Consider the following 25,423-nt stretch of genomic DNA (forward strand, 5'->3'; position numbering starts at 1 on the left):
CATGATACGACTAGTATTGTTCCCAAATCTCGCCGCCATCCTCGTTTGCGGTCACGATACGACTAGTATTGTTCCTGAATCTCGCCTCCACCCTCATTTGTGGTCACGATACAACTAGTATTGTTCCCGAATCTCGCCGCCATCCTCGTTTGCGGTCACGATTCATCTTGAAATATTCCTGTTCTTCAACCCCACCCGCGTTAGTCATCCGATACCAGCCTATAATTGTTTTTAAAGTTGAAACGAAATATAGAGGCAATTGCTGGTTGCAAAGGCTCGAATGATTAATCCTACAATAAGTGTAAATGTCGCATGGAGCCAGACTCAGTTCTTTTTTCAAAAATTAATACTACTGTTTCGGGAGTATTTTCATTATAATGAAAATATTCTAAACAAGGGGTGGGTTCTAATGCATAAAAAAGTTGGGTTTATCGTATATGATCATTTTGCGATTTGGCAGGTTTCGCTGTTACAAATGTTTTTAAAAAATGCAGGCTATCGACTGGAGACTCTATCAATTAATGGTGGTTTAGTGCCCACTGATGGGGGAGTATTGGTTCAAACAGATAGCATTGGACTTAAAAATCCGAATGAATATGACTTTTTACTGTTGCCTGGCGGAGAGGTGACGAAAGAATTAGTAGACAATAAACAACTGCAACGATTTTTACAAGAGTTTAATGGACTTATTGCTGCAAGCTGTGCCTCTTCTGCGTTTGTGGCGGGTGCTGGCATGGTGAAAGGTGATTTTACCACGATGCCTCATATAAAAGAAGATTTTTCAGACTACTATGCTGAAGGAAACTACACAAATGCCGATATTGAGGTCGGAGATAAGTTGATTACCAGTAAAGGATTCGCCCATTATGAATTTATGATAGCAATTTTAGAGAAGATTGGACTTATCGAAGAAGATCCAAGATTAAAAAATACTGCATTAAAACTTTCAAGAAATCAAACTATAAATAAGTAAAGTAGTATTGAAATAACACTAAAAGGTGTTATAATAAACATGACACCTTTTAGTGTTATAATTTCTTTGGAGGTTTTATTCATGACATTACAAGATATTAAATACACCATCCTTCTAAATGCACCAGTTGAAAAGGTTTGGAAAGCAGTAGCAACTTCAGAAGGAATAGCAGCTTGGTGGATGGACAATACTTTTGAGCCAGTCCTTGGAAAGGAGTTTGTATTGCATGCTGGTCAATATGGAGATTCACCTTGTAAGGTGACAGAGCTTGATCCTCCATACAAAGTTGGATTTGATTGGGGGAAAGACTGGCATTTGACCTTTGAATTAAAAGAGGCAGATGGGAAAACAGAGTTTACACTCATTCATTCAGGTTGGGATGAAAATACTGTTACAGAATTTAATCAACCACACACAATGATTCGTGGAATTATGGATAAGGGTTGGGCAGGATTAAAGGACAAGCTTGCATCTTATGTTGAGTCTGCAGAATGAACAACATCATTTTAAAACACGATGTTTTTCAAGCGGTTGCCGACCCAACACGGCGGAAGATGCTAATAATGCTTGCTGATAAGGAAATGCCGATTGCTTCTATTACCGAACAATTTCCTATCAGCCGTACCGCGGTCAATAAGCATCTTCATGTTCTAGCAGATGCAGGTCTTGTTCATAGTAAAAAAGTAGGGCGCGAAACAAGGTACAAGCTTCAACCCGAACCATTAAAGGAACTTCAAAAATGGCTAAGCTTTTTCGAAAAATATTGGGCAGATAGACTTTCAGCACTTAAAATATTTGTTGAAAATGATGAAGAGTAAAATAGAGGATGTTTTCATCCTCTTATCATTCTATAACAAATGGAGGAATGGAAATTGCCAATAAAAAACTATGGAGTTTTAAAAGGAAAGGTAGTCAAAACGATGATGGGCAGTAACGAAAAGCCTCATTTTCAAGTTCTTATTATGGATGAAAATAGAATTGAATACCGGCTTGCAATTAATACAAAATCTCAAGATTATCCCTCAGAAGTATTATATTTTGTAGGTGAGAATTTCGAGTCCGAGGAAATTACAAAGTTACCAGATTTAGAGTTTGGTTTTACCCCTATACAAAATAATCATCCTGATATTGGACTAGATTATATAAGAGGTCATCTATTAGATCCATCCCAAATGATCCCTCTGCCAACTGATGAAAAAGGTCCTAATAATGATTTAAACGATAAATTTCAGTATTATTTTAAACAAGCTATTGATACAAAGGCTATTGTCTACGCTTTCGGGCAAAGATGGGGTCCGGAGCAAAATCAGCCCGATCAGTATTTTGACTTTACACCTGGAAATGGGATCCATGATATTCATATGAACCAAGGAAATGAGGGTCATTGGAAAAAGGATAATGGGATATGGCAAGATGGGGGAATTCTCCTTCACTTTGAACAAGAAAATAGGTGGGTGGCGATTTTTCTTGCTTTCCAATCACAATCCTGGAGTACGGATGACAATGGAAATGCCATGCCATCAGTAGAACATGTTAAGTAAATTCACCTGTATTAATTTCTTCAAAGTTTTTACCACCATAGTTTATATCGGCATAAGATAATTCCCAAAAATTTATTAATATTGCATATTACTATACATTAGATTATATAGATAAATAGTAGGGGTGGGTTTTCATGGAACATAACTATAAGATTAGAAAAGAATTACTGGAAAGTGTAAGCGACTTATCGGATCAGCAATTAAATACAAAGCCGGATGCTGGGAAATGGTCCATAATGCAAAATCTAGAGCATTTATATCTACTGGAAAAGGTTGTTGTGCGCGGGATGGGTGTTGAATTGGCGAACAATAGCCAACCAACATCGGAAATGCCAATAAATATCTTGCTAAACCGATCCAAAAAGTTAGAAGCTCCGAATTATCTTAAACCTTCTAGTGATTTTATTACTTTAAAAGAAATGAAAAGAAAGCTTGCTGAATCCCGGGAAGGTTTAATCCATTTTGTATCTAATACTTCAGAGGATGATTTGACAAACAAGGCTATGGCAAATCGTTTATTTGGGAGTTTAAGCTTGAAACATTGGGTTGAATTTATAGGCTATCATGAGAAGCGCCACTTAGAACAAATTGAGGAAGTAAAAGAGGAATTGCAGTTTTAAGAACCATGGCCAAGAATGTGGGTTAGAATTCTTGGCGATGGTTTTTTATAATTTGAAAGTATGAATTTCTGTCTAGGGTAAAGACTTTGTGGGTAAAAAGACCCAAAACGGTCCGTTTGACGTTGATTTCGGTCCATTCATATAAAGTTCCGGTCCGTTCGATGTGAAATTCGGTCTGTTTAAATAAAGTTTCGGTCTATTCGCTGGTTCATAGCAAGCAGCTTGTGTACTTTGGTCTATACGCTGGTTCATAGCAGGCAGCTTGTGTACTTTAATCTGTTCGAGTAACAATTAAGTGCCATTCAGCAGCACATTAGCTACTTATTTAACCATATTAGCCACTAAAGATGCATACACTGAAGCTCCTTTTGGATTAAGATGAACCCCATCAGGTGCAAAGTAGTCATTATGATTGGCACTTGCTGAAAACCAGTTTACAAGAGAAGTATTAGGATATTTTGAAGTGACCGTGTTCAGTGTACTGTTCACAACGTTTTGCCAAGGTCGTGGAACCCGAGTATTTACGAATATGATTTTCTTATTCACTCCAATGGTGTTAATCATGGTATCTAACTGGCTATTTGTAAAAGGACCATTTGTACCTAGTTCGATGATTACAACATTGCCTAATTCTCCATTATTTTTCATTCGTTTCACTACATCTAACGCTTGGTACATTTGCCTGCCGATTACTCCGTCCACTTTAATAGATGGGAAAAGTTTCTTTAAATACGGTTCTATGTCAATCAAAATGGAATCCCCAATAGCTGTTATCGTTGAGTTTGTTGTTGGTGGCGGTGTACTTTGGGTATTTTGATTGTTTTTTTTGGTAGTTTGCTGATTTTGTTTTTGATTCACTTTCTTTTTTTCTATCTGAACTACCTTCTGATCCACTTTGTGTTCTGTGACTTTTTCTGATGGTTGCTTTACTTTGGTATCATTTGGTTTTTTCGGTACTGGACTTTCTTTTTTCTTTGTGACAGGTGGAGTAGGAGTTTCCTTGCTAGTGGAATCCACTTTCTGTTTCTCATCATGGTTATTTGGTTGTTCTTCCACGATAATATGCTTCTTTTCTTCCGTATGAACTTTTGACTGCTTAGGCGGAGCTGCCATTTTACTATTCGCATTCGCACTAGGTTCACACGATATCATCAGCATGGGAATAAGGAGAACAACAGATACTCCTGCAAAAGTAAACGCACGTCGGAAGGACATCCTGCCAAGTGTTTTCCATAGCACACTAAAGCCATTCTTTCTAATAGGATTTTCAATAAATTTATAAGAAAGGGATGAAAGTATAATAATAAGTCCAATTTGAAATAATACCCTAACGATAGATATTCCCTCGGTATTAACGGTTGGTGTTGTTAACATAATAACTGGATAATGCCATAAATAAATGCCATAGGATCGTACTCCTAAAAAGCGCAGGGGTTTGATATCGAAAATCTTGCTAATGCTGCTTGCGGGATGGACAATGGCAGCCAGCAATAACGCAGTTACGATTGATAAAAGAACCATTCCTCCCGAGTATAAAAAGCTTTCATATTGATTTGTATGGACTAGCATCCAAAGCAAAGCAAAAAGTCCTATTCCTCCAACAAAATTTAAAAATATACGAAATGTAAAAGGTAATTTTGTAGCTAATTTTTGACTAGGCCAGAAGAGGGCTAGGGCTGATCCAATTAATAAAGAAAATGCGCGGGTATCAGTACCATAGTATACTCTGCTAGGATCCATACCTGGCTGATAAAGGATTGCCATCGCTATACCGGAAAGGACAGCCGGAAATAAAGTTAATATTAGTACAGAACGTTTTGAGAAGAACTTTAATCCAATCACAATGAATAATGGCCACAACAAATAAAATTGTTCCTCCACTGCTAATGACCAAAAGTGGGTAAGCAAGGAAGGTGATCCAAAGCTTTCGAAATAGGAAACATGGTGAAAAATATACCACCAATTGCTGAAATATAAAGCTGCTGCAATAATGTCTCCCTTTAAACCATCTAGGAAGTGGCGGTCAAATAAGATAACCCAGCATGAAATCACAATAAGGAGGGTAAACATTGCTGGCAGTAGACGTCTTGCTCTGCGATACCAGAAGTTTTTTAAATCGATGGTTCCCTTTCTTTCTTTTTCAGTGACAAGTAGATCGGTAATAAGGTATCCGGAAAGTACAAAAAAAACACAGACTCCTAAAAAGCCACCGGATGCCCATCCAAAACCGAGATGGTAGAAGATGACGGCGAATACGGCTAACGCCCGTAAACCATCAAGTGAATGAATGTAACGTTTTTTCTCTACTGGAGTATTCATTATATGGGTTCCCTCCTTTATGAAGCTAAAAGCAAGTGTATGGATAGACAATAAAGGGAAACGATAATGAAAGTAACCTTTAAAATTTGCTTTTTTCTTATATTGATAGATTTCATTTATCCATCTCTCCACAAATATTGCTCAAGCTAAGATATATATATATATTACAAATATTACAGTCATATTACTAATATTTCAATGGGTTTTTAGATATATTTTTATACAAATATGAGGTGGAAGTAATTATAAACAAAAATTGCCTGCATGGAATATTAAGTTGGTAAGATTGGGAGTAATCATCTAACAGGGATAAACTTTTTCCTCTATCCCTGTAGTTTTCGATTATTGAATATACTCATGCCCAACCAAAAGTTTTGATATAACGTTAGTTGGAATGACAAATTCGACTACTCCCATATATCCAGGTGCAACATCGTATTTATCAAAAGAAATGACTAGTTTATGATTCTTGTTTATATAGAAGTTTTGATTTGGAGAAATTTTCTTGAACATATCTCCCGGTAGTATATCTTTGTCTCCCGTGCCGCTTACCCAATAAATTTTATTAGGGTCTTCCTTCATTTGATTACGCATTTGTTCTTGAATGTTATTGCTGATAATCTGAATATAGCTATCGTCCTTGAATAAGCTCGGTAAAGTAATTAATACTTGATTTTTTTTATCAATGGTGTCGAATTTAAACGTTGTAGAGGACGACCCAACTGTGTTGACAACATAACGGCCGATTGAGAGAATTTTCTCGTCATCCGTTTTTACAACATAGCCGCTATCAACTCCTAGATGACCACCACCTTGTTTTTTTAATTTGCTAACCTCCGTTTGAAAATCCTTATATAATTTTTTGTTTTCCTTTAAATATTTTTGATTTAAGCTATTTTCTAGACCTTTATTTTCCAAATTTTTAATACCAGGAGTTTTTATATGTGCATTGTATGTTTTGTCATCCACATTCCATTCTTTAAACGTAAATACCTTCACAACACTACCAACTACCGGTATGTCAGATAATGTTTTTGCAAATGTAGGACTTGTGTTCACGCTGACAATGAAAATGGCTGCAGCAGCAGCTACTCCTAAAATCCATTTATAGGTGCGTCTAGATTGTTTCGGTTGTTTTAGTGCTTTCTGAACCACTTCATCTAGTTCTGATGGGATCGGGGTATTTTTATATTCATTTATTAATTGCTCCAATTTTTTATCCATCCAAATTTCCTCCAGTAACGAGCTATTTTAGCTTAATTCGTAGCATATCCAGTGCCCTGTATAATCGGGTTTTGATCGTGCCTTCTTTTTCGCCAAGTACTTCTGCTACTTCTTCAATTTTTAAGTCCTCAAAAAATCGCAAGACGATGACACTCCGATATTTGATCGGCAATTCCTCAAGGGATTGTTCCAAATCCATATGTTTGTAGACATCTTCCTTGCCAGAGCTATAGTAATCTAATGTTTCCTCGTCGACGAAGGTGACCTTTTTCTGTTTGCGCAAAAAGTCCAGGGAGGTATTGACGACAATTCGGTAAAACCAGCTTTTGATGGACTGAGCATCCCGAATCGAGTCTTTTGCAATAATCGCTTTTTTTATGGATTCTTGAACAATATCCAAAGCGTCCTCTGAATTTTTCACATAGCTGTAAGCCAGTCGATAAAAATCTTCTTTATTTTCTGTTACGAACTGGATAAAAACATATTCCAACTTGCTGTTCATTGAAAAAAGAGCTCCTTTTTCTAAGATACGTATCATTTGTTGTGTTACGGAAAATAGACGTGTGGTGAGAACAAAAAGTTTTAATTTTTTTTGGAAACTTATTTTCTTTTGGAATACATTAAGTAACAATAACTTAGAAAGGATTTTGTTTATAGATTAGAGAATACGTTTTTAAGGGAACTTTAGTATAAAGGATGTGAACAAAGTGTGGGAAACCTACACTATTTAAAATGAAGATAAAATTAATTATTGCCGACGATAATTCTTTTATTCGGGAAGGGATGAAAATCATCCTCAGCACCTATGAGGAGTTCGAGGTTTTAGCCACGGTAGATGATGGAAAGGAAGCGGTTGAGTATTGTAAAAATCATGAGGTGGATGTTGCTTTACTAGATGTTAGAATGCCGAATATGAATGGTGTCGAGGCGACAAAGCTGCTAACAGAGCAAACAAATACGAAGCCTTTGATTCTGACTACCTTTGATGATGATGAATATATCATGGATGCGATTAAGAACGGGGCAAAGGGATATTTGTTAAAAAATACAGAACCGGAAGTTATTCGTGATGCCATTAAAGGTGTTTATAAAGGAAATAGCTTTATTCAGGATATCGTATTGGAAAAAATAAAATCTAATTTAGCGGAGCCGAAAAGTCAAGAGACGAAAATAGATACTAGTCTTTTTACGGAAAGAGAATTAAGTATTATGTCTTTAATCGCAAAAGGTCTTTCTAATAAAGAAATTTCGAAGCAGTTATTTATTTCTGAAGGCACGATTGCTAATTATATTACGTCCATTCTCAATAAAACGGGTCTTGAGCATCGAACGCAAATTGCGATTTATTATTTAACAGGCAAAGTGGAGCAATGAGGGAACGAAAATGGAATTATGGATGATTTTCAGTAAATTAATTGTAATGGGGTATATTGCTGCTGCTTATGTGCAATCAGGCAGCCCCCATCTGCCATGGGTTGTTTTTTCATTGCTTGTATATTTTAGTGTGAATATCATCATTTATTTGTTTAAAATAGACAAATTCAAACAGCTTTTTATGTTGATATCCATTATTCTAACAATCGTTTTTTGCATTCGAATTGATCCTTTCTTTATTTTACTTTTACCGATTAATTTATTTGAATTAGCAGCGAACTATGTAGAAAAGAAGATCTATTTATTATTGCTGGCGATTATTCCTGTTTTGTATTTAAAGGTAAATATTTATCCTGTATATGGAATGGTAACCTTGCTAAGCTTTATGATTTTTGGAATGAGTGTTATGTTCACAAATAAGCTGATAAAATACGAGAAACATATGGACGGAATGAGGAAGGATCTTCAAAAGCTATCGAAGCATTTAAATGAAAATCAAGAGTACATAAGACAGTCTGAATATACTTTTAAACTAGAGGAACGGAACCGACTATCGCAAGAAATCCATGATAAAATCGGCCATTCCATGACTGGTGCTCTCATTCAAATGGAAGCCTCAAAGCGTTTGATGGACATTAATCAAGAAAAAGCGACAGAATTACTGCAAAATGCCATCAATATCTCTAAGGATGGAATTGAAAGCATTCGCGTCACCTTGAAAAATATGAAGCCACCAACAGAACAGATGGGAATACACCGGATGAAGCTATTAATTGATGAGTTTTCATCGAAACATGAGCTTGAAACCTCTTTTGTTTACAATGGGAATCTGGAATCTATAACTCCAATCAATTGGAAAATTATTCAAGAAAACATAACCGAGGCTTTGACGAATACCTTGAAATATTCTGATGCCACTCATGTTTCTATCGACCTTCGTGTATTAAATAAAATGATTAAAGCGGAAGTAAAGGATAATGGAAAAGGATCCGTGAAAGTAAAAAAAGGGCTTGGAATCAGGGGAATGGAAGAACGGACGGCAGCCATTAATGGCAAAGTCATTGTAGATGGGACGAATGGGTTTTCGGTAACGACGTTGCTACCTATTTAATAAAACGGAGGACACCAGTTCCTTTATCTGTGACAAAATGGGCTAATTTTCGAGTTTTGCGGACACAGGATCCCTTATTTTATAAAATAGCGGTGATTTTTGTATCTTTTTACGTATATAACGGATCCAGTGTCCGCTTATCTATTAAATTCATGTAATTTCCCCTAAATAGAGGAACCATAGTCCACATTAAATACAGTTCAGGTAAAAAATTATTTCGGCTAGTTTTTGTTTAAAACAAATAGCTCCCTTTTCGAAAGGAAATACTTTTAGTAAGTATTCTTAAGAGAGGAGAGGACATTTTTTGAATATGAAAAAACCAGTTATCGGCATTACTAGTTCGTCCGTAAATTATAATGGCCATGAAAGCTCGATGCTCCCTATTAGTTATTGTGATGCAATAACTAATGCGGGTGGCATTCCCGTCATTATTGCAGTTGCCAAAGAAAAAATGGCAGCACAATGGTTAAATGTATGTGATGGAATTATTTTAAGTGGTGGAGAGGATATGGATCCCTATACCTGCCATGAGGAACCTCATCCAAAGCTGAAAAAAACTAAGTTAGAACGGGATCATTTTGAAATAAGTTTAGTTCAAGAAGCAAGACAACAGAAAGTACCTATTTTGGCGATTTGCAGAGGGATGCATGTATTGAATGTGGCACTGGGAGGTACTATCTTGCAAGATATTGAAAGTATCGTACCTAATTGTATTCAGCATACGCAAAAAGCATCCAGTAAAACTCCTTCCCACAGTGTTAAAATAAATAAAAATAGCCTGCTCTCCTCCATCATTGGTTTGCATGTGGCGAGGGTTAACAGTTTTCACCATCAAGCTGTGAATAATCTTGCACTCGGAATAAAAGTAACAGCCCGGACACATGACGGAATAATAGAAGCTATTGAAGCAATGAATATGGAAGAAGGCTGGATGTTAGGTGTACAGTGGCATCCGGAGGAAATGGGGACAGATTACCAAATGGATCGACTATTTGCAGAGTTTATTAAAGCTTGTGAACTAGGTATATAACACCACAAGAAAAACCTCATATGAAAAACATGAAGATTCTCATGTGAAAATAATGAAGGAATGCACTTATGGGAGTGCATTCCTTTTTCTATAATAACATCATAAGAGCAAATGGAGAGGAGAAAAAATATGAACGTGTTGGAGATAAAAAATTTAACGAAGAAATTCGGTGACTTTATCGCCGTCGATAATATGACTTTAAAAATAGAGGAAGGGGAAATATTTGGATTTCTTGGCGCGAATGGGGCCGGAAAGAGTACGACAATTAATATGATATCTGGCTTATTAAGAAGCAATGAAGGGGTTATTAATATTCTCGGGAAAAATACCGCAAAACATAGCCGTTTTGCAAAAATGAATATCGGCATTGTTCCGCAGGATATAGCGATTTACGAGGATTTAACGGCATATGAAAATGTCCGTTTTTTTGCAGGACTATATGGATTGCGTGGCGCAGAATTGGATGCTCGTGTAAAAGAAGCACTTGAATTCGTCGGCTTAAGTGATAAGCATAAAAGTTTTCCAAAGAATTTTTCCGGTGGGATGAAAAGGCGCTTAAATATCGCCTGTGCAATTGCACATCGACCAAAATTAATCATTATGGATGAACCGACTGTCGGGATCGATCCGCAATCAAGAAATTATATCCTGACTTCTGTCCGCAAGCTTAACGAAATGGGAAGTACGATTATATATACAAGTCACTATATGGAGGAAGTAGAAGAAATTTGTACACGAATCGCCATTGTGGATCACGGCCAAATCATTGCGGAAGGAACAAAGGAGCAACTAAAATCTATTATTACAAATACAAAAGATCTTTGGATCGAAGTGAAGTCTACAGAAGGACTTGATCCGAACAAGTTACAAGCAATCAACGGGGTAGAAGCAGTTCAAATCGAAGAGAATATGATTAAAGTTAACTCTGATGCCGGAGTGAACAATTTAAATAAAATCATTGAGCAGCTAATTAAGAGCGGTACAGAGATACGTTCGTTGGAAGAACAGGCACCTAATTTGGAAACAGTATTCTTGACATTAACGGGTAGAAATTTGCGTGACTAAGGAAGGGAGGGAAAAAGGATGAATATATTTAATATTGCGTTCAAGGAAATAAAACAAACCTTTCGTGATAAGCGAATGTTTGTATTTATGCTGGCATTTCCAATTGTGTTAATGCTTGTTCTCGGAACCGCGCTGGCAAACGCATTTGATAATAAAATCGAGGTGGATAACGTTAATGTTCCTGTTCTCTATAAAAATCAAGCAAATAATGAACTATCACAGTCCTTTGATACTTTTAAGAAAGAAGTAAGTAAATTAGGGATTCATTTTAAAAAAGCAACAGGTAGCATAGATGGAAAGAACGAAGTAAAGCAGAATAATTATGACGCCTACGTGGAAATTTCAGACAACGGTTTGAAATTGTATGAAAGTGATCGGAATAGTATTGAAGGAAACATTATTCAAGGGATGCTGACTACTTTTGTAGATAAATACAATATCGCATTGGCAGTGGCAAAAGTAGATCCGAGTCAAGTAAGCACCGTTCTTGTATCGAATCATTCTAATCAATATATAAAAGAAACCTCTTTACATGAAGCAAAATCACCAGGTGCGATGGATTACTATGCAATTGCAATGGCGACGATGATTGCCCTTTACGCTGCAATGAGTGGAACTAGTTTAATGAAAAGCGAAGAAGCAAGAAAAACAGCTGATCGTCTGATCGCATCGCCAGCGAGTAAAAGTGAAATTTTCTTAGGAAAAGTATTTGGTAGCATAATAATTAATTTTCTTTTTATTGTCGTTGTTGTTTTATTTAGCAAATTTGTTTTCAAAGCAAATTGGGGAGATCATTTAGGTACTGTGTTTCTAGTGTTATTTACAGAAGTGCTGATGGGAGTAAGCTTTGGGCTTGGGGTAAGCTATCTCACAAAAACAGGCGGGGCAGCTAGAATGATTGTGATGATTGCCGTGCAAGTAGCATCATTCATTGGTGGTGCTTACTATAAAATTGATGATGCGGGTTTTATTTCAAAACTTTCCCCATTATCTTGGGCAAATGAAGGCATTACAAAAGTAATTTATGCGAATGATCTTACAGCAGTCATTCCATCAATCAGTATTAACATGGGGATTACGATTATTATGCTGCTTATAGCGGTCGTATCCTATCAAAGACGGGAGGGGATATAAACATGAACGATATCGTATGGTTAGTTAAAAATTCTTTAAACAGGTTGTTAAAAAGTAAAAAGGGAATATTATTATACATTTTTACCCCTCTCGCCGGGTTATTTATTTCCATTCTTTCCCACGGTGGAGTGAACGAATCAACATTGCATGTTGGCATTGTCAATCATGACCATCAAGCAGTTACAACAGACACTATTAAGTTTATAAAAGGCTTAGAGAATGTGAAAGTAAAAAATATTAAGGAATCGGATGTTTCGGGAGAAATTACCGATGGAAAGCTTGATTGCGTTATTACCTTTAATAATGGATTTGCGGAAAGTGTCCGACAAGGAAATCCAAGTCACATCAGTATCGCTTCCATTAAAGGAGCGACAGTCACGAGCTATGTCAAATCTTATTTATACAATTATATTGATAATATTGCAGCTATTAGCAAGGTAGCAAAAGGCGATCAAGTAAAATTTACAAAAATGTATGACGATTATCATCATCCACAGGTAAAGATGAAAGCGGGTGTATTAAAGGATACATCTAAAAATAAAGACATGACGAACCAGACAATCGGATTTTTAATAATGATCATGTTATTTTGTGCGGGTAGCCTTACGGAGATAATGCTAAAGGAAAGGGAAAATAGAACCTATTTCAGATTATTAGCCTCTCCAATCAATGCACGAAAATATATTACGGCAAATATCATTGTGAATGTCATTGTAATTGTTACTCAAATCATTATTACTCTATTACTTCTTAATGGAGTGTTCCACATCAACATCAATATGCCAGCATGGCAGATGGGTCTAATATTGTTGATATTTGGATTGGTGGCTATTGGCTTTTCGCAAATCACAGTTGCATTTTCAAACAGTACGGGAGCATCGAGTGCCATGCAAAACTTATTTATTGCTCCAACATGTTTAATATCCGGCTGTTTCTTTCCAGTCGAAATCATGCCAAAAGCACTGCAAAAGATATCTGATTTCTTACCTCAGCGCTGGGTAATGGACACCATTACAAAATTACAACAAGGAACACAGCTAGGGCATGTAACATTGAACATCATGATACTGTTAGCCTTTGCAATTGCGTTTTTCCTAATCGCAATCTATGGGATAAGTAGGAATAATAATGTGAGGAATTTTGTTTAAGTGGGTTTAAGGATGGTATTGTATCCCTAGATAAGTATACGGGCATTCCAAATTGGTGGATGCCCGTTTTTGCTGGGATGAGGGGACAGTTCCATTGTCTCTTTAACATAATAATTGACTGTCCCCCTTACTTAGTTAAGATTTTCTTTTAATCTTTCTATATCTATGTCTGCTGCGAGTAATTTCTTTTCTCCTTCCTGCTCAATTAAATTTTTTAATTCGTTTAGCACAGGATCAAATTCGGTATGTTTTTGCAGCATGAAAGTCATTTCATGCTCTATAGGCAGCCAAGTCTCAATATCGGCTTCATTATGTTGAATTTGTGCTTCTAATTTATCTAATGCATTGGCGATTTTTGCTTCATAAGTTACTTTGTCCTCGAATTCAAACCACAAATGATAAAAGGCTTGACCATTTTCATCGCCTAATATATCGCGAATTTTTTCGATTGCTTCTATTTCATTTTGTCTTTTTAATGCTTTTTGCTCGGCGTTATCCATTGTATGAAAGGCAGGGATATCCGTTGCATATGCTTCGACAAGATCATGAATGATGATCATTTTTAATAATCGCTCACTATTTACTTTTTGGGGCAAATAGGGTTCTATTGCCATGGCTATAAGCGCAACCCGCCAAGTATGTTCAGCTACACTTTCTCTTCTCCCATTGGAAAGCCAGCTATGACGCAGTTCCATTTTTAGTTTTTCGCCTAATGTAATCAATTGAAGTACACTTTTTAGTTGCTGCATGAATAAACTCTCTCCTCATTTCCATATCGTTTCGTAAGTTCCTTGATTTTTTCTGCAACGTTCTCTATATTAACTATTTCATCTGCATACACAGAAACTGGATGATTACCAACACAGATACTATGCATAGCATGTTGAAAAAGCTGTTTATCATTTGCGTCATTCCCAAAGGCAATAAATTCTGTAATACCTAATTTCTGCAAACCTTTATGTTTATCGATGCCAAGGGGACTTATATCAATTAATTCCTCTGAATGGTGATCAAATAAAGAAACAGGTATTTTTTCCAGAGCCTGTTTCACTTCCATTGGTGGTGAAAAAAACACCATTTTTGAAATTCCATTTAACCCTTCAAGCGGTGTATTCATCGCTGTTTTATGTGGATCTATGTTTTTAAAAATCGTATGATCCTCGTCACCTGTAAAACTATAATCCCAATCACTATCTGCTAGATATTTTAATTGATATGATTCTATCAATTTTTTTAATTCTATCGTTATTTCTTTTGTGAAATAGGTAACTTCTATTTTCCCGCTTTTAAAAGTAAATGCACCATTGCCTCCAACCATCTTTAAATGATGATATCTTTTAGGTAGTACTGGTAATAAATCTCGGATAGGTCTGGCGGAAGCAAAGATCACTTCATGCCCTTCATCCAAGCATTCATCCAAAGCAGTACAAATTTCTTCGTCTATATGTTTTCCTGTAAAGCAAATAGTCCCGTCAATATCAAATACAAAATTCATTATGCACACCCCTTTTTACATATGTTACAAAAGTTTTGATAGAATGTAGAGGACAGATGTCCCGGGGGTACAGTATGAACATGAATATGAAGCAAGCATGTGATCAGTTTAATCTACCAATTCCTTTATCTATTCAGCATTTAATGATGTTACGCACATTCGATGAAAAAGAGATCATTCTTCAAACGGGAAAAGAAATAGACGGGTTATACTTGCTAATAGAAGGTCGTTATTATGTAACAACAAGGGAAGTAACCGGCAAAGAATTATTACTACGTTATTGCAATCCTTTATCCGTTTTAGGGGATATTGAAATCTTTCAAGGCTGTACGATTCAATCGGATTGTACCGCCTCTAGTAAGTGTACTTTTATCTTTATTCCACTTTCGGTTTATATAAAATATTTGCAAATGGATGGAAAATTTACAAATTTGTTATTAACTGAACTTACCTACAAATTGCAAACATGCACCATTTCATCAAGAGTCAATGCACTTGCCTCGGTGGAAACCCGTTTTGCAGCTTATTTATGTACCATTTACTCGGATTCTTCCACAAAAGATTATATTTTCACCTCTAATTTGAATGAAGTGGCTTCATTAATCGGAACAACCAAAAGACATTTAAATCGAATTATCAAAGCATGGGAAGAACTAGATATAATTACGCGAACTACAGAAGGGATTCAAATAAAAGATTTTGCAAAATTAGATGTTTATTCTGAGGATATTCGTTATGAATGAGGTGGGGTGAAGGGTAGATCCCTTCGCCCTTTTAACGTGGCCTCTTTTTGTTGGCAACTTTTTCTCCAGTAACAATAAGGATAACGATCACCAAAAAAACAGCAGCCCACTTCAAAAAGTTTATTTCAGCTGACTTTTTATTGCCCGCATATTTTCCCTCTCTAGTTGCTTTTACAAATGTTCTTTTCTCCTTTTGAACAGCGATTGCCTTATCCGTACTAATTCCTTTTATAGCGTAATATTTTGTTCCTTTCTTAAAGATATTGGAGAAATTTCCGGAATACGTTCCTTCCTTATCCGAGTACTTTGTCACATGTCCGATCTCTTTCCCTACCTCTTCTACCTTCTTATCACTTACAGCGTAAGTATATCCATTCCAAACAACAAAAGGGTATGCCCAGCTAGCGAAGGACTTATCGGAAAATAAAAAGCATATGGATAAAATCGTGATCAATAAGACATATTTTTTTGTCCTCATTCATTTCCTCCTCAAAGGTATTTATATATTAATATTTCTCCGAGTAGTAATAAAATTCCTGTATTTGGATTTCTTAAAGGAATTTTGCTTAAGATTGTAGTATTTAATAGTATAGTTAATCAGCTAGGAGGAAAGAAAATGGAGCTTAAACAATTCATATATACACTAAAACTAATTCCCGAATTAATTGACCCGAATAATTGGACAGATAGAGAAAATCAAATTGTGGATAATCATTTTACAAGACTAAAAGAACTGTTAATAGAAGGAAAGTTAATTTTAGCAGGGAGAACCCAGACAATGGATGAAAACACATTTGGAATTGTTATTCTTCAAGTAGAATCTGAAGAAGAAGCGATTCAGCTTATGAATCACGATCCAACTGTTAAAGAAGGCGTTATGACGGCGGTGCTTTTCCCATATAAAGTTGCATTATTTAATCATGATTTTACTGTATAGCAAAATAGAAAAGAAAATATGTATACGGGTAAATTTTTTTAGGATACAGGTAACATAATGAGCACAATTCAAAATAGGAATGGTGCTTTTTTATATGGGGCCATCTATTAGAAAATTTAATATAGATTGGATATTTATGTTAATATATAAAAAGTCCTTTACGTGAGAGGTGGATAATTATGTTGTCTAAATGGACGTTCTATCAATGCGTAGTACTTTTATTTTTAGTGATCTTAATGTTTGTAACAGATATTTTTAAAGGGAATTTCTCCGTTTCTTTATCATGGAATGGGACTGCATCGATAATTCCGATGTTGTTATCTTTTTTATTTATAGTGATTGTCGTTGGGTGCAGCAGTCTTCTCATGATTTTACAAACGAAAAAAAATAATAGATTTTTAATTCATCCAATATGGATGAAGATGTATGTAATTACCCCGCTATTACTCATTTTTTCAATTATTGTTTTCATAACAATTGCATTGTTAAGTTTAAAATTTCAAGAATTTATGCAAGAGCAGCGTTGGACTTTGTATGTATTCAATTGTTATTTTATTTTCATGCTGAACCTATTTGTTTTGTCTGTTATACATAAAATTAAGAGTAATAGTATATCGAATGAAGCAAAAATAAAAGCATCTTATTTATGGACAAACTTAATTCTATTTATCATCCTTTTTATGATTCCTTGATCACAGTGTATTAATTAGTGGTCTCTAATTTAAAAAATAAATATAGGAGAGAACTAAAAATGATTAAGGCTGTCATATTTGATTTGGATGGAACTCTATTAAATAGAGACGAATCAGTAAACCAATTCATCAACCAACAGTATGAGCGATTAAATAAATGGGTAAATCATATTCCCAAAGAAACCTACATAACAAGATTTATAGAATTAGATAATCATGGTTATGTTTGGAAAGACAAAGTCTATCAGCAATTAGTAGATGAATTTAATATAAAAGGGATAACGTGGGAGATATTCCTTCAAGATTATCTTAATGAATTTAAAAATAACTGTGTTCCTTTTCAAAATCTCACTAAAATGTTGGAGGAAATGAAGAGTAACAATCTTGGTTTAGGAATGATTACAAATGGATATGGTCAGTTTCAAATGGATAACATCAAGGCTTTAGGAATAGAAGAGTATTTCGATGTTATATTAATATCTGAATGGGAAGGAATTAAAAAGCCAAATCCGCAAATATTTAATAGAGCACTAGATAAGCTTAATATTTTTTCTAATGAATGTGTATTTGTTGGTGACCACCCAGAAAATGATGTGAAAGCCGCCCAAAATGTAGGGATAAAAGGTATATGGAAAAAAGATATTCGTTGGGACAATGTAGAGGCAGATTTTGTTGTAGACGATTTGGCTGAGCTACCATTTATCGTTGAGAGTCTAAACAATAAATTATACTGCTAAACTAAACCAAGCTAATAGGCTATTAATTAAGAAAAAGCATGGAATTTGCCATGCTTTTAAAATTTTTCTATATCTTTCATGATATTTTTTAAAACTTCAATAGACTCAGTCGTATTATGAATGTATTCTAATGCATGATCAACGTTTGGAATTAATGTTGAAACGATATTGGGATTATTCAGCAATTGCTTGTATCTGTCCTCAATATAACAGTAATCATTGTCGCCAATATAGCACAAACCACTATTCTCACTACTTATTATTGCATTAAATACACCATCATTATGCAGCAATGGAGTTAACCACACTGCTTTAGCATTTTTAAAGATCTCCCTTTTTAATTCCGAGATCATAGCGATTGTTCCAATTGACTTACCGACTAGATAATAATTTTCGTAAGGTACGTCTTCTAAAACCTTATCAATAACGGTCCTTACATCGTATTTAACTGCTTCTGCTAATTCCTTATAACTGAATCCATTATAGAATGGGTCATTGTATTGATAATTTATATGTAAAATATCAAATTTTCTATTTGAAAAAATCTTAGTTGCATAATGAAAAAGCGGTCTTTGGACGCTATATCCTGCCCCAGGAAGAAAAATTGCTAAACTACTAGATTTATTTTCATCAGTATATAAAGAAAAAGGAATCTCCTTTTCTTTGTATCCTTGAATGATATTTGTGTTGATTTTCCTCATTAAGCATCCCCCCACTTTTCACATATGGAATATTTTAATAACTTGCATTGATTTTACCATAAAGTTCCGAAAATCGAATAAAAAATTTCTTAATATTATGTAATATTTATAACTTAAAATAGCTTTTAGTTTTCCGAAATGAAATGTGCTTCCCTTCATGAAAGGAATATCCGAAAATTTGTAGTATTAACTATATAAGTGACAATTCAGGGGAGAGAATCAATTGCCATTAATAGAGTATAAAATTTTCATTAAGGCACCGATAGAAAAATGCTTTGACCTATCGAGAGATGTAGAGGTGCACACGAAAACGACAGGTAACACAAGGGAAAGAGCGGTGGGAGGTATTACCTCAGGACTGCTCGAACTAGGAGATACAGTAACTTGGGAGGCGGTACATTTCGGAATCAAGCAAAGATTAACTGCTCAAATAATCGAAATGGAAAAGCCGCATAGATTTGTAGATACTATGGTAAAAGGAGCCTTTCACTCTTTTGTACATACACATCAATTTATGGAACAGGGAGAAGGAACCATAATGATTGACCAGTTTCAGTATAAATCTCCACTTGGTCCCATCGGGATATTAGCCGACAAGCTATTTTTAGAAAAATATATGAGAAATTTCATTATTTCTCGCGCAAACGAATTAAAAAAATTTGCCGAAAAAGGAGGCCCATACATATGAAACTAATGGATACCACTCCATTTTTTTTGAATAACTATGAACCTAGCATTCCTTTTCTAAAAAGCTATTACGCTGAATATCGAGATATTTTTAAGGTATATTTCTCCTCCCACTGAAGACTATCAATCTCTCACAACGGAGGAATTGTATCGTGAATGGTTCTCGATCAATGGCGGTATTAAATTTGGCTATAGTAGATTAGCATATTTTATTGGGGATATGCTTTTTCAAGAAGAGATTGATAGATTGGGAGAAATGAACGCGATTATTGCATGGAAAGAAATCGACTTTGAAGAACGCATAAAGCAATGGCTGTTCCGGTAAGGGGTAAGAAGCGAATGAGGAAAAATTAAATTAGGTGCTAATGAAGGTTTTGTAGGTATATATACCCAAAACGGTCCGTTTCATTCCCGTTTCGGTCCGTTCTATGTGTTTTTCGTGCTGTTAAATCGTGAATTCGGTCCATTCACTTGTAATTTCGGTCCGTTCTGGGATGAGGAGGCTAGTCAACTTGCCCCACTTAATTGAAAATCAAGATCGGTCTGCACTAGAGGCACCTAACTGTTCTGGAGAAAGAAGGATTATGCCCATTAATATAGAACCTTAACTGTAAGTCATTTAATAAGGCATATTGTCTAAAAGTGATAGACGAAAAGGTAACGTAAAGTCTTATTAAACTATCAAATCAAATATTAAGGAGAACGAATTAATGAAAAATATCTTAGTATTAGGCGGTACACGTTTCTTCGGACGTGAATTAGTAGAGTTACTGATCGATGAAGGACATAATGTTGCGATAATGACACGGGGGAAATCGGGCAATCCATTTGGTGATAAGGTAGAACATCTTATTGGAGATCGTTCGAATAAAGAAGAGCTAGCAAAAACAGTTGAAGGTCGTACGTTTGATATTGTTTATGATAATATTTGCTATTCTCCAAATGAAGCGTATGAGTTTTGTGAAGTATTCAATGGGAAAATTGGCAAGCTTGTCTTTACGTCTACACTTTCTACTTATGAAATGGATGGAGACGTAAAACGCGAAGCTGATTATGATCCATATCATTATGAAATTCGTATGGGTAACAGTGAAGATTTCTCTTATGGAGAAGGAAAACGTCAAGCTGAAGCAGTTTTCTTTAAATATGCAAAATTCCCGGTTGTAGCAGTTCGCTTCCCTATCGTGATGGGTGAGAATGATTATACACGTCGTTTACATTTCCATGTTGAACGAGTTGCGGGTGGAGAGCCAATAGGATTTTTAAATATGGATGCAGAAATGTCCTTTATCCAAGCAACGGAAGCGGCACGATTTTTAAAATGGGCTGGCTTTTCAGAAGCGGAAGGGCCATATAATGCAACAGCAAACGGGAAGATTGCATTATCTGATTTAATCAAATTAGTCGAAGAAGCTACTGGAAAAACTGCAAAAATCTCTTTAGTTGGAAATGATGAAATTCGCTCACCATATGCCATTCCATCTTCATGGTACATGACGAATGAAAAAGCAACAAACGGTGGTTTCCAATTTACTAATTTGCATGAATGGTTGAAACCATTGATCGAAGCGATTGCAAGCAATAAAGAATAGTACTGGTTTGCGGAATAAAGAGATGTTTGGAAGTAAATGTTAGGGTAGGTGTTAGTGAAAGCAGTCTGGATTTCAGGGATAATGACATTGACGAAAAGATTTGGAACAATGTATAAACAAGGTGATATTGTTTTAATACCGGTTCCATTCAACGATTATAAAAAACAAAAGCATTAAAGGATTTAGCAGACGGTGAACATAAAGTAACATCAGAAATTATATATGAAGGAACCTCCAATCCCACTAGCGGTGGAATTGGAGGTTTCTTATTTTTTAAAGCATAGTAATTTTATAATAAAAGTACTTTGACAGTCACAGTAGTGTGTTGTATATTGTAATTGCGGAGGTGAAGAACGTGAAAGGAAATGTTTCATCCGATTTGCTGAGAGGGCACACGGATACAATTGTGCTTGGAATATTAATCGAAGGTGATAGTTACGGTTATGAAATCTATAAACGAATCATGGAAAAAAGCGAAGGGGTGTATGAATTAAAGGAAGCGACACTTTATTCCAGTTACAGAAGGTTGGAGCGAGATGGTTGCATCACTTCCTACTGGGGGGATGAAACACTTGGCGGTCGAAGAAAGTACTATCGAATTACCCCTTTGGGTGAAGCCCTCTACAAACAAAACAAAGACGATTGGGAATTCACCAAAAAAATTATTGATAAGTTACTTTAAGGGAGGTTGGATGAAAAGTGAAGGAAAGGGTAAAAAAATATGTCGATTCCTTATTTATCGACGTATATGAGACGAAACAGCTGAATGAATTGAAAGAAGAGATTCGCTCTAACTTATTAGAAAGAATTCATGAGTTAATTTCATCGGGAGAAGCTCCTGATACTGCCTTTAAGAAAGCGGTAGCCGACCTTGGAGAAATGAGTGAACTGGTGGAAAGCCTTAAAAAAGCTTCTGATACGAAGGGGAAAGATGTTTTATTTAAGCCTGTACCTCTTGATAAAGAACATATCATTGCTTATACAATTGCTTCTGCCATTATATTGCTTGGCTTATTAGTTGGCGGATATATATATATTCAAAACAACCCATTGTTCACGGCCATTTTATATTTAATGCCGTTTATATTAGTTTCTGCCCCGATCTATATTTTTTATGGGCTGACACAGGAATCCGTCTTCGATTATGGGATGAATAAAAAACGTGCTTTATCTTATAGCTTAGCTTCAGAGGTATTACTTTTTGGGTTGTTTGCATCAGGGATTGAGTATCATCAAGTTCAAAGTCTAAAAGTTATATTCTTTACGCTTGCACCGTTTGTCCTGATTGCAGCTATTTTTTATATTTATTTAGGCTTGACGGAAAAGAGTAGGAAGAAAATGGATATGGAATGGGCGCAAGAATGGGTCAATTATTATAAAGACCCGCAAGCGGCAATGGTAATGGGGCTTGTATCTGGAGCGTTATGGATTATTAGTATCGCCGCGTTCTTTTTTATCGGTTTTTACTGGAGTTGGAAATATTCCTGGCTCACTTTTGTCGTTGCCACAGGCTGCCAGCCATTATTAGTTGCGATCTTCCTTGGTAAAAAAGGTAATTAGGGAGGGAAGTAGGGATGAATGTTATTGAGATTAAGAATCTGAAAAAATGGTTTTTCCAGAAAGAAAAAGGGAAAACAAAAGAAATTGAAGCGGTATGCGGAATGGATCTAGCTGTAAAAAGAGGGGAAATCTTCGGGTTTTTGGGGCCAAATGGCGCCGGTAAAACCACTACTTTAAGAATGCTGACGACACTTCTTCCGGTTGACGAAGGGGAAGTGGAAATTGCCGGGTTTAATTTAAAAGTTCATCCTCATGAAATTCGCAGGCGGATTGGTTATGTAGGGCAGCTTGGCGGAGCGGACCTGTCTGCCACTGGATGGGAAAATCTCATTCTGGGAGGCAGACTATATGGCATGAATTACGATGAAGCAAAACAGCGTGCAGAGGAATTGCTGCAGCTATTCGATTTAACAGAGATTGCTGCTCGTAAGGCGAAAACTTATTCTGGCGGACAGAAACGGCGTTTGGAGCTAGCAATCGGTATTATTCACCAGCCGGAAGTTTTATTTCTTGATGAGCCGACTACAGGATTGGACCCGCAAAACCGGGCAAATCTCTGGGACCAGATTCGTCAATTACGGGATAAGGGGACAACAGTGTTTTTAACGACTCATTATCTTGAAGAGGCTGATATGCTGGCGGACCGCATTGCAATCATGGATCATGGCAAAATTATTGCTCTCGGAACACCGATGGAGTTGAAAAGGCAAATTTCAGGGGATGTTATTGTCATCACGCCTAAACAAACGGGCAAAGTGGATGAACTAAGCCAACAACTTGGTAATCAGCCATTTGTCCTTGAAGCCTTCATCGAGCGGGAAAGCCTGTATCTATATGTAGAAGATGGGGCGAAGGTAATGCCAAATATATTTGAGCACCTAAAATTTCAGAAAATTGAAATGGATCAAATCTCACTATCTCAGCCATCTCTTGACGATGTATTTTTAAAACAAACCGGCCGTTCGTTGCGTGACAGCGGCTCAGTTAGGAGGGAACACGATGAAAATCCTGCGTGAAATAAGGCTGTTATTTTGGAGAAAGATGTTGGAGACGCTGCGTGAGCCGATATGGGTCATCATGGGATTAACGACTCCTCTTCTCTATTTGGGATTATTTACGCCACTACTAAAAGGTTTTAACTATCCCGTTTTTGGAACAGGAGCCATCCTTGATATGTTTGTTGCAGGTATTTTGGTCCTTATGGCATTTGGAGCTGGCATGGGGGCTGGCTGGGTAATCATTTGGGAGTTGCAAAGCGGAGTGATTGAACGTTTGCGTGTTACCCCGGCTAGCCGCTTTTCGTTGCTTATGGGGTCAGTGCTAAGGGATATCGTGATGCTCATCGTTCCAGCGTTGTTAGTTGTATTAGTCGCCTCATTCTTTGGTTTGCATCTTCATTGGGGTGGGATAGCCATCTTGTTCATTTTACTGTCTATGTTAACCGCGGTTTTTTCCGCTGCATCGGGAAGCCTGGGATTAATTCTGAAGGAAATTGGCAGTCTTGCGGCGGTCGTAACCGGGTTGCAATTGCCGATGACTTTACTAGCAGGAGTGCTTTTGCCTCTATCGTTAGGTCCTAGTTGGCTTCAAGTAATTGCCCATTTTAATCCGATGTTCTATGTAGTTGAGGCCTCACGAGATCTTGTAAGAGGAACCATATATAGCAACTTCGTCCTTCAGGCCTTTATAGTTATGATACCCTTGACAGTAATCGTTCTTTGGTGGTCTACAAGGGTTTACCGTAAAGCTGTTGCATAAAAGGAAAAAATAAAGTAAACAAGACAAATCTTTGATATTCAATTGTGCCTATCTTAACTTAATAAATCATCTCTAAAAACCTCATTAGTTCATCTGGACCTGTGCTATTTTAGCATAGGTTTTTGTGTCTCATAATAATTTAATTAAATAGTAGAAAACAAAACCTTATTTAGTTGCGTTACGGTGTAAAGTAGTTTGGTTTTAATAAAGATTATTAATTCCTCTAATTACAGAAAATAATGGAATTGATTTAAAAAGAATAATTATCTAAAAATTGTAAGTACTTTGAGAATTTTTCTAATTGTGAAGGAAATTCCGGGAATTTGTAGTAGAATTAGACTAGACGAATATATTTATTAAAGGAAGTGATCACCTGTAGTAATGTTATAGTTGCAATTTTTTTGGTATTAATTTATTTATGTAATTTATCATTTTAATAATAAGGGGAATGTCTATGTATTGTAAAGAATGCGGAACGCAATATAGTCATGAAGATAAATTTTGTCAAAATTGTGGAACGGAATTACATCAGGAAGTAGTTTCGGAGTTAAATACCTCAGTACCAATTCAGAGCAAAGGTGAAAAGACTCAAGATGGGACTGTTTATATAGTTCTTGGATGGATCTTTTTTGGTTTATCCCTTTTAATTATCCCAATTCTCTTTGGTGCAGGTAGTGTTGTTATGGGATATTTAGTTAGAAAAAAAGGTCGGGAGACTCATGGAACTGTAATGATGATTCTAGGGGTTGCAGGAGCTGTCTTGGGAGTATTAATAGGGGCGGCTGTTGGTAGTGGTCTTTAATTTTTATATCAAAAAATAATAAAGTACACTTAGTGATGTTAGTCTAAAAAATGGACACAGTAAATTGGGAGAAACTAGCTTATAATAGTATCTAATAATTTATTGATCGGGAGTGTCCAACATGAAAAGAAAAAGTTACGATAAAGAATTCAAGCTAGATGCGGTTCGAATGGTACAGGA

31 protein-coding genes are annotated in these 25,423 nt (G+C 36.1%); 24 read left to right on the plus strand and 7 right to left on the minus strand.

The annotated features are described in order from the left end of the window. Positions 1-409: 409 nt before the first annotated feature. The 5 genes from AC3WJF_RS19540 (at position 410) to AC3WJF_RS19560 (ending at position 3,134) form a co-directional block, all read left to right on the plus strand. Positions 410-973, plus strand: a complete 564-nt coding sequence (locus AC3WJF_RS19540) for a DJ-1/PfpI family protein (protein ID WP_492455208.1) — start codon at positions 410-412, stop codon at positions 971-973. An 81-nt stretch (positions 974-1,054) separates the two neighbouring features. Continuing rightward, positions 1,055-1,468, plus strand: a complete 414-nt coding sequence (locus AC3WJF_RS19545) for an SRPBCC family protein (protein WP_492455210.1) — start codon at positions 1,055-1,057, stop codon at positions 1,466-1,468. Next, positions 1,465-1,791 carry an ArsR/SmtB family transcription factor gene (locus AC3WJF_RS19550; protein WP_492455212.1) on the plus strand — a complete coding sequence of 109 codons (327 nt, stop codon included), beginning with the start codon at positions 1,465-1,467 and terminating at the stop codon, positions 1,789-1,791. Before AC3WJF_RS19545 ends, AC3WJF_RS19550 begins: the two co-directional genes overlap by 4 nt. A 54-nt stretch (positions 1,792-1,845) precedes the next feature. Next, positions 1,846-2,514: a DUF2278 family protein gene (locus AC3WJF_RS19555; RefSeq protein ID WP_492455214.1), complete on the plus strand. Its 669-nt coding sequence runs from the start codon at positions 1,846-1,848 to the stop codon at positions 2,512-2,514. 134 nt (positions 2,515-2,648) lie between these two features. Next, positions 2,649-3,134, plus strand: coding sequence for a DinB family protein (locus AC3WJF_RS19560; protein ID WP_492455216.1), 486 nt, complete (start codon positions 2,649-2,651; stop codon positions 3,132-3,134). 321 nt (positions 3,135-3,455) lie between these two features. Here the strand turns inward: AC3WJF_RS19560 and AC3WJF_RS19565 are convergent, their stop codons facing one another. The 3 genes from AC3WJF_RS19565 to sigV form a co-directional block, all read right to left on the minus strand. Beyond that, complete coding sequence (locus tag AC3WJF_RS19565) at positions 3,456-5,453, minus strand: acyltransferase family protein (protein WP_492455218.1); 1,998 nt, start codon at positions 5,451-5,453, stop codon at positions 3,456-3,458. 342 nt (positions 5,454-5,795) lie between these two features. Continuing rightward, positions 5,796-6,677, minus strand: a complete 882-nt coding sequence (gene rsiV, locus AC3WJF_RS19570; RefSeq protein WP_492455220.1) for an anti-sigma-V factor RsiV — start codon at positions 6,675-6,677, stop codon at positions 5,796-5,798. 22 nt (positions 6,678-6,699) lie between these two features. Next, positions 6,700-7,179: an RNA polymerase sigma factor SigV gene (gene sigV, locus AC3WJF_RS19575; RefSeq protein WP_492455222.1), complete on the minus strand. Its 480-nt coding sequence runs from the start codon at positions 7,177-7,179 to the stop codon at positions 6,700-6,702. A 230-nt stretch (positions 7,180-7,409) separates the two neighbouring features. Here sigV and AC3WJF_RS19580 point away from each other — a divergent pair, with 230 nt between their 5' ends. From AC3WJF_RS19580 to AC3WJF_RS19605, 6 genes are all read left to right on the plus strand, one after another. Further along, positions 7,410-8,051 carry a response regulator transcription factor gene (locus AC3WJF_RS19580; RefSeq protein WP_492455224.1) on the plus strand — a complete coding sequence of 214 codons (642 nt, stop codon included), beginning with the start codon at positions 7,410-7,412 and terminating at the stop codon, positions 8,049-8,051. A gap of 10 nt (positions 8,052-8,061) precedes the next feature. Beyond that, on the plus strand, positions 8,062-9,162 hold the full coding sequence (locus AC3WJF_RS19585) for a sensor histidine kinase (RefSeq protein WP_492455226.1): 1,101 nt from the start codon (positions 8,062-8,064) through the stop codon (positions 9,160-9,162). Between the two features lie 310 nt (positions 9,163-9,472). After that, the gene (locus tag AC3WJF_RS19590) at positions 9,473-10,192 is read left to right on the plus strand and encodes a gamma-glutamyl-gamma-aminobutyrate hydrolase family protein (protein WP_492455263.1); all 720 of its coding nucleotides are present in this window, start codon (positions 9,473-9,475) and stop codon (positions 10,190-10,192) included. A 129-nt stretch (positions 10,193-10,321) separates the two neighbouring features. Next, positions 10,322-11,257 carry an ABC transporter ATP-binding protein gene (locus AC3WJF_RS19595; RefSeq protein WP_492455228.1) on the plus strand — a complete coding sequence of 312 codons (936 nt, stop codon included), beginning with the start codon at positions 10,322-10,324 and terminating at the stop codon, positions 11,255-11,257. An 18-nt stretch (positions 11,258-11,275) separates the two neighbouring features. Further along, complete coding sequence (locus tag AC3WJF_RS19600) at positions 11,276-12,391, plus strand: ABC transporter permease (RefSeq protein WP_492455230.1); 1,116 nt, start codon at positions 11,276-11,278, stop codon at positions 12,389-12,391. 2 nt (positions 12,392-12,393) lie between these two features. Further along, complete coding sequence (locus AC3WJF_RS19605; RefSeq protein WP_492455232.1) at positions 12,394-13,539, plus strand: ABC transporter permease; 1,146 nt, start codon at positions 12,394-12,396, stop codon at positions 13,537-13,539. 131 nt (positions 13,540-13,670) lie between these two features. Here AC3WJF_RS19605 and AC3WJF_RS19610 read toward each other — a convergent pair whose 3' ends face one another. Continuing rightward, positions 13,671-14,288: an HD domain-containing protein gene (locus AC3WJF_RS19610; RefSeq protein ID WP_492455234.1), complete on the minus strand. Its 618-nt coding sequence runs from the start codon at positions 14,286-14,288 to the stop codon at positions 13,671-13,673. Beyond that, positions 14,276-15,034 carry an HAD-IIB family hydrolase gene (locus AC3WJF_RS19615; RefSeq protein ID WP_492455236.1) on the minus strand — a complete coding sequence of 253 codons (759 nt, stop codon included), beginning with the start codon at positions 15,032-15,034 and terminating at the stop codon, positions 14,276-14,278. Before AC3WJF_RS19615 ends, AC3WJF_RS19610 begins: the two co-directional genes overlap by 13 nt. A 74-nt stretch (positions 15,035-15,108) precedes the next feature. Between AC3WJF_RS19615 and AC3WJF_RS19620 the strand changes: the two genes are divergently transcribed. After that, positions 15,109-15,777: a Crp/Fnr family transcriptional regulator gene (locus AC3WJF_RS19620; RefSeq protein WP_492455237.1), complete on the plus strand. Its 669-nt coding sequence runs from the start codon at positions 15,109-15,111 to the stop codon at positions 15,775-15,777. Between the two features lie 31 nt (positions 15,778-15,808). Here AC3WJF_RS19620 and AC3WJF_RS19625 read toward each other — a convergent pair whose 3' ends face one another. After that, positions 15,809-16,255 (minus strand): hypothetical protein, encoded by a 447-nt coding sequence (locus tag AC3WJF_RS19625; RefSeq protein ID WP_492455239.1) that lies wholly within the window; start codon positions 16,253-16,255, stop codon positions 15,809-15,811. 138 nt (positions 16,256-16,393) lie between these two features. Between AC3WJF_RS19625 and AC3WJF_RS19630 the strand changes: the two genes are divergently transcribed. The 3 genes from AC3WJF_RS19630 (at position 16,394) to AC3WJF_RS19640 (ending at position 18,143) form a co-directional block, all read left to right on the plus strand. Beyond that, positions 16,394-16,714, plus strand: coding sequence for a YciI family protein (locus AC3WJF_RS19630; protein WP_492455241.1), 321 nt, complete (start codon positions 16,394-16,396; stop codon positions 16,712-16,714). A 179-nt stretch (positions 16,715-16,893) separates the two neighbouring features. Then, a complete protein-coding gene (locus tag AC3WJF_RS19635) occupies positions 16,894-17,406 on the plus strand; it encodes a hypothetical protein (protein ID WP_492455243.1) in 513 nt (170 codons plus the stop codon). 59 nt (positions 17,407-17,465) lie between these two features. Next, positions 17,466-18,143, plus strand: a complete 678-nt coding sequence (locus AC3WJF_RS19640) for an HAD family hydrolase (RefSeq protein ID WP_492455244.1) — start codon at positions 17,466-17,468, stop codon at positions 18,141-18,143. A gap of 56 nt (positions 18,144-18,199) precedes the next feature. Here AC3WJF_RS19640 and AC3WJF_RS19645 read toward each other — a convergent pair whose 3' ends face one another. After that, complete coding sequence (locus AC3WJF_RS19645; RefSeq protein WP_492455245.1) at positions 18,200-18,844, minus strand: alpha/beta hydrolase; 645 nt, start codon at positions 18,842-18,844, stop codon at positions 18,200-18,202. Positions 18,845-19,067: 223 nt separating this feature from the next. Between AC3WJF_RS19645 and AC3WJF_RS19650 the strand changes: the two genes are divergently transcribed. From AC3WJF_RS19650 to AC3WJF_RS19690, 9 genes are all read left to right on the plus strand, one after another. Beyond that, entirely contained in the window at positions 19,068-19,532 is a 465-nt protein-coding gene (locus AC3WJF_RS19650; protein ID WP_492455247.1) for an SRPBCC family protein, read from the plus strand. Positions 19,533-19,676: 144 nt separating this feature from the next. Continuing rightward, positions 19,677-19,856 (plus strand): hypothetical protein, encoded by a 180-nt coding sequence (locus AC3WJF_RS19655; protein ID WP_492455249.1) that lies wholly within the window; start codon positions 19,677-19,679, stop codon positions 19,854-19,856. 385 nt (positions 19,857-20,241) lie between these two features. Continuing rightward, positions 20,242-21,123, plus strand: a complete 882-nt coding sequence (locus tag AC3WJF_RS19660) for an NAD-dependent epimerase/dehydratase family protein (RefSeq protein WP_492455251.1) — start codon at positions 20,242-20,244, stop codon at positions 21,121-21,123. A gap of 54 nt (positions 21,124-21,177) precedes the next feature. Continuing rightward, positions 21,178-21,300: a hypothetical protein gene (locus AC3WJF_RS19665; RefSeq protein ID WP_492455252.1), complete on the plus strand. Its 123-nt coding sequence runs from the start codon at positions 21,178-21,180 to the stop codon at positions 21,298-21,300. Between the two features lie 178 nt (positions 21,301-21,478). Next, positions 21,479-21,805 carry a PadR family transcriptional regulator gene (locus AC3WJF_RS19670; RefSeq protein WP_492455254.1) on the plus strand — a complete coding sequence of 109 codons (327 nt, stop codon included), beginning with the start codon at positions 21,479-21,481 and terminating at the stop codon, positions 21,803-21,805. A gap of 17 nt (positions 21,806-21,822) precedes the next feature. After that, entirely contained in the window at positions 21,823-22,683 is an 861-nt protein-coding gene (locus tag AC3WJF_RS19675) for a permease prefix domain 1-containing protein (RefSeq protein WP_492455256.1), read from the plus strand. A 14-nt stretch (positions 22,684-22,697) separates the two neighbouring features. Next, positions 22,698-23,699: an ATP-binding cassette domain-containing protein gene (locus AC3WJF_RS19680; RefSeq protein WP_492455257.1), complete on the plus strand. Its 1,002-nt coding sequence runs from the start codon at positions 22,698-22,700 to the stop codon at positions 23,697-23,699. Further along, on the plus strand, positions 23,683-24,441 hold the full coding sequence (locus AC3WJF_RS19685; protein ID WP_492455259.1) for an ABC transporter permease: 759 nt from the start codon (positions 23,683-23,685) through the stop codon (positions 24,439-24,441). The genes AC3WJF_RS19680 and AC3WJF_RS19685 overlap by 17 nt, the downstream gene beginning before the upstream one ends. Before the next feature lie 454 nt (positions 24,442-24,895). After that, positions 24,896-25,243, plus strand: a complete 348-nt coding sequence (locus tag AC3WJF_RS19690; RefSeq protein WP_492455261.1) for a zinc-ribbon domain-containing protein — start codon at positions 24,896-24,898, stop codon at positions 25,241-25,243. The last annotated feature ends 180 nt before the right edge of the window (positions 25,244-25,423 follow it).

This window comes from Heyndrickxia sp. FW510-T9 (assembly GCF_058781025.1).

Excerpts from the sequence above, each read along its gene's own strand:
- AC3WJF_RS19540 (WP_492455208.1), top strand. The coding sequence starts at position 410 with ATGCATAAAAAAGTTGGGTTTATCGTATATGATCATTTTGCGATTTGG.
- AC3WJF_RS19545 (WP_492455210.1), top strand. The coding sequence starts at position 1,055 with ATGACATTACAAGATATTAAATACACCATCCTTCTAAATGCACCAGTT.
- AC3WJF_RS19550 (WP_492455212.1), top strand. The coding sequence starts at position 1,465 with ATGAACAACATCATTTTAAAACACGATGTTTTTCAAGCGGTTGCCGAC.
- AC3WJF_RS19560 (WP_492455216.1), top strand. The coding sequence starts at position 2,649 with ATGGAACATAACTATAAGATTAGAAAAGAATTACTGGAAAGTGTAAGC.
- AC3WJF_RS19565 (WP_492455218.1), bottom strand. The coding sequence starts at position 5,453 with ATGAATACTCCAGTAGAGAAAAAACGTTACATTCATTCACTTGATGGT.
- rsiV (WP_492455220.1), bottom strand. The coding sequence starts at position 6,677 with ATGGATAAAAAATTGGAGCAATTAATAAATGAATATAAAAATACCCCG.
- sigV (WP_492455222.1), bottom strand. The coding sequence starts at position 7,179 with ATGAACAGCAAGTTGGAATATGTTTTTATCCAGTTCGTAACAGAAAAT.
- AC3WJF_RS19580 (WP_492455224.1), top strand. The coding sequence starts at position 7,410 with ATGAAGATAAAATTAATTATTGCCGACGATAATTCTTTTATTCGGGAA.
- AC3WJF_RS19585 (WP_492455226.1), top strand. The coding sequence starts at position 8,062 with ATGGAATTATGGATGATTTTCAGTAAATTAATTGTAATGGGGTATATT.
- AC3WJF_RS19590 (WP_492455263.1), top strand. The coding sequence starts at position 9,473 with ATGAAAAAACCAGTTATCGGCATTACTAGTTCGTCCGTAAATTATAAT.
- AC3WJF_RS19595 (WP_492455228.1), top strand. The coding sequence starts at position 10,322 with ATGAACGTGTTGGAGATAAAAAATTTAACGAAGAAATTCGGTGACTTT.
- AC3WJF_RS19600 (WP_492455230.1), top strand. The coding sequence starts at position 11,276 with ATGAATATATTTAATATTGCGTTCAAGGAAATAAAACAAACCTTTCGT.
- AC3WJF_RS19605 (WP_492455232.1), top strand. The coding sequence starts at position 12,394 with ATGAACGATATCGTATGGTTAGTTAAAAATTCTTTAAACAGGTTGTTA.
- AC3WJF_RS19610 (WP_492455234.1), bottom strand. The coding sequence starts at position 14,288 with ATGCAGCAACTAAAAAGTGTACTTCAATTGATTACATTAGGCGAAAAA.
- AC3WJF_RS19615 (WP_492455236.1), bottom strand. The coding sequence starts at position 15,034 with ATGAATTTTGTATTTGATATTGACGGGACTATTTGCTTTACAGGAAAA.
- AC3WJF_RS19620 (WP_492455237.1), top strand. The coding sequence starts at position 15,109 with ATGAACATGAATATGAAGCAAGCATGTGATCAGTTTAATCTACCAATT.
- AC3WJF_RS19625 (WP_492455239.1), bottom strand. The coding sequence starts at position 16,255 with ATGAGGACAAAAAAATATGTCTTATTGATCACGATTTTATCCATATGC.
- AC3WJF_RS19630 (WP_492455241.1), top strand. The coding sequence starts at position 16,394 with ATGGAGCTTAAACAATTCATATATACACTAAAACTAATTCCCGAATTA.
- AC3WJF_RS19635 (WP_492455243.1), top strand. The coding sequence starts at position 16,894 with ATGTTGTCTAAATGGACGTTCTATCAATGCGTAGTACTTTTATTTTTA.
- AC3WJF_RS19640 (WP_492455244.1), top strand. The coding sequence starts at position 17,466 with ATGATTAAGGCTGTCATATTTGATTTGGATGGAACTCTATTAAATAGA.
- AC3WJF_RS19645 (WP_492455245.1), bottom strand. The coding sequence starts at position 18,844 with ATGAGGAAAATCAACACAAATATCATTCAAGGATACAAAGAAAAGGAG.
- AC3WJF_RS19660 (WP_492455251.1), top strand. The coding sequence starts at position 20,242 with ATGAAAAATATCTTAGTATTAGGCGGTACACGTTTCTTCGGACGTGAA.
- AC3WJF_RS19680 (WP_492455257.1), top strand. The coding sequence starts at position 22,698 with ATGAATGTTATTGAGATTAAGAATCTGAAAAAATGGTTTTTCCAGAAA.
- AC3WJF_RS19685 (WP_492455259.1), top strand. The coding sequence starts at position 23,683 with ATGAAAATCCTGCGTGAAATAAGGCTGTTATTTTGGAGAAAGATGTTG.
- AC3WJF_RS19690 (WP_492455261.1), top strand. The coding sequence starts at position 24,896 with ATGTATTGTAAAGAATGCGGAACGCAATATAGTCATGAAGATAAATTT.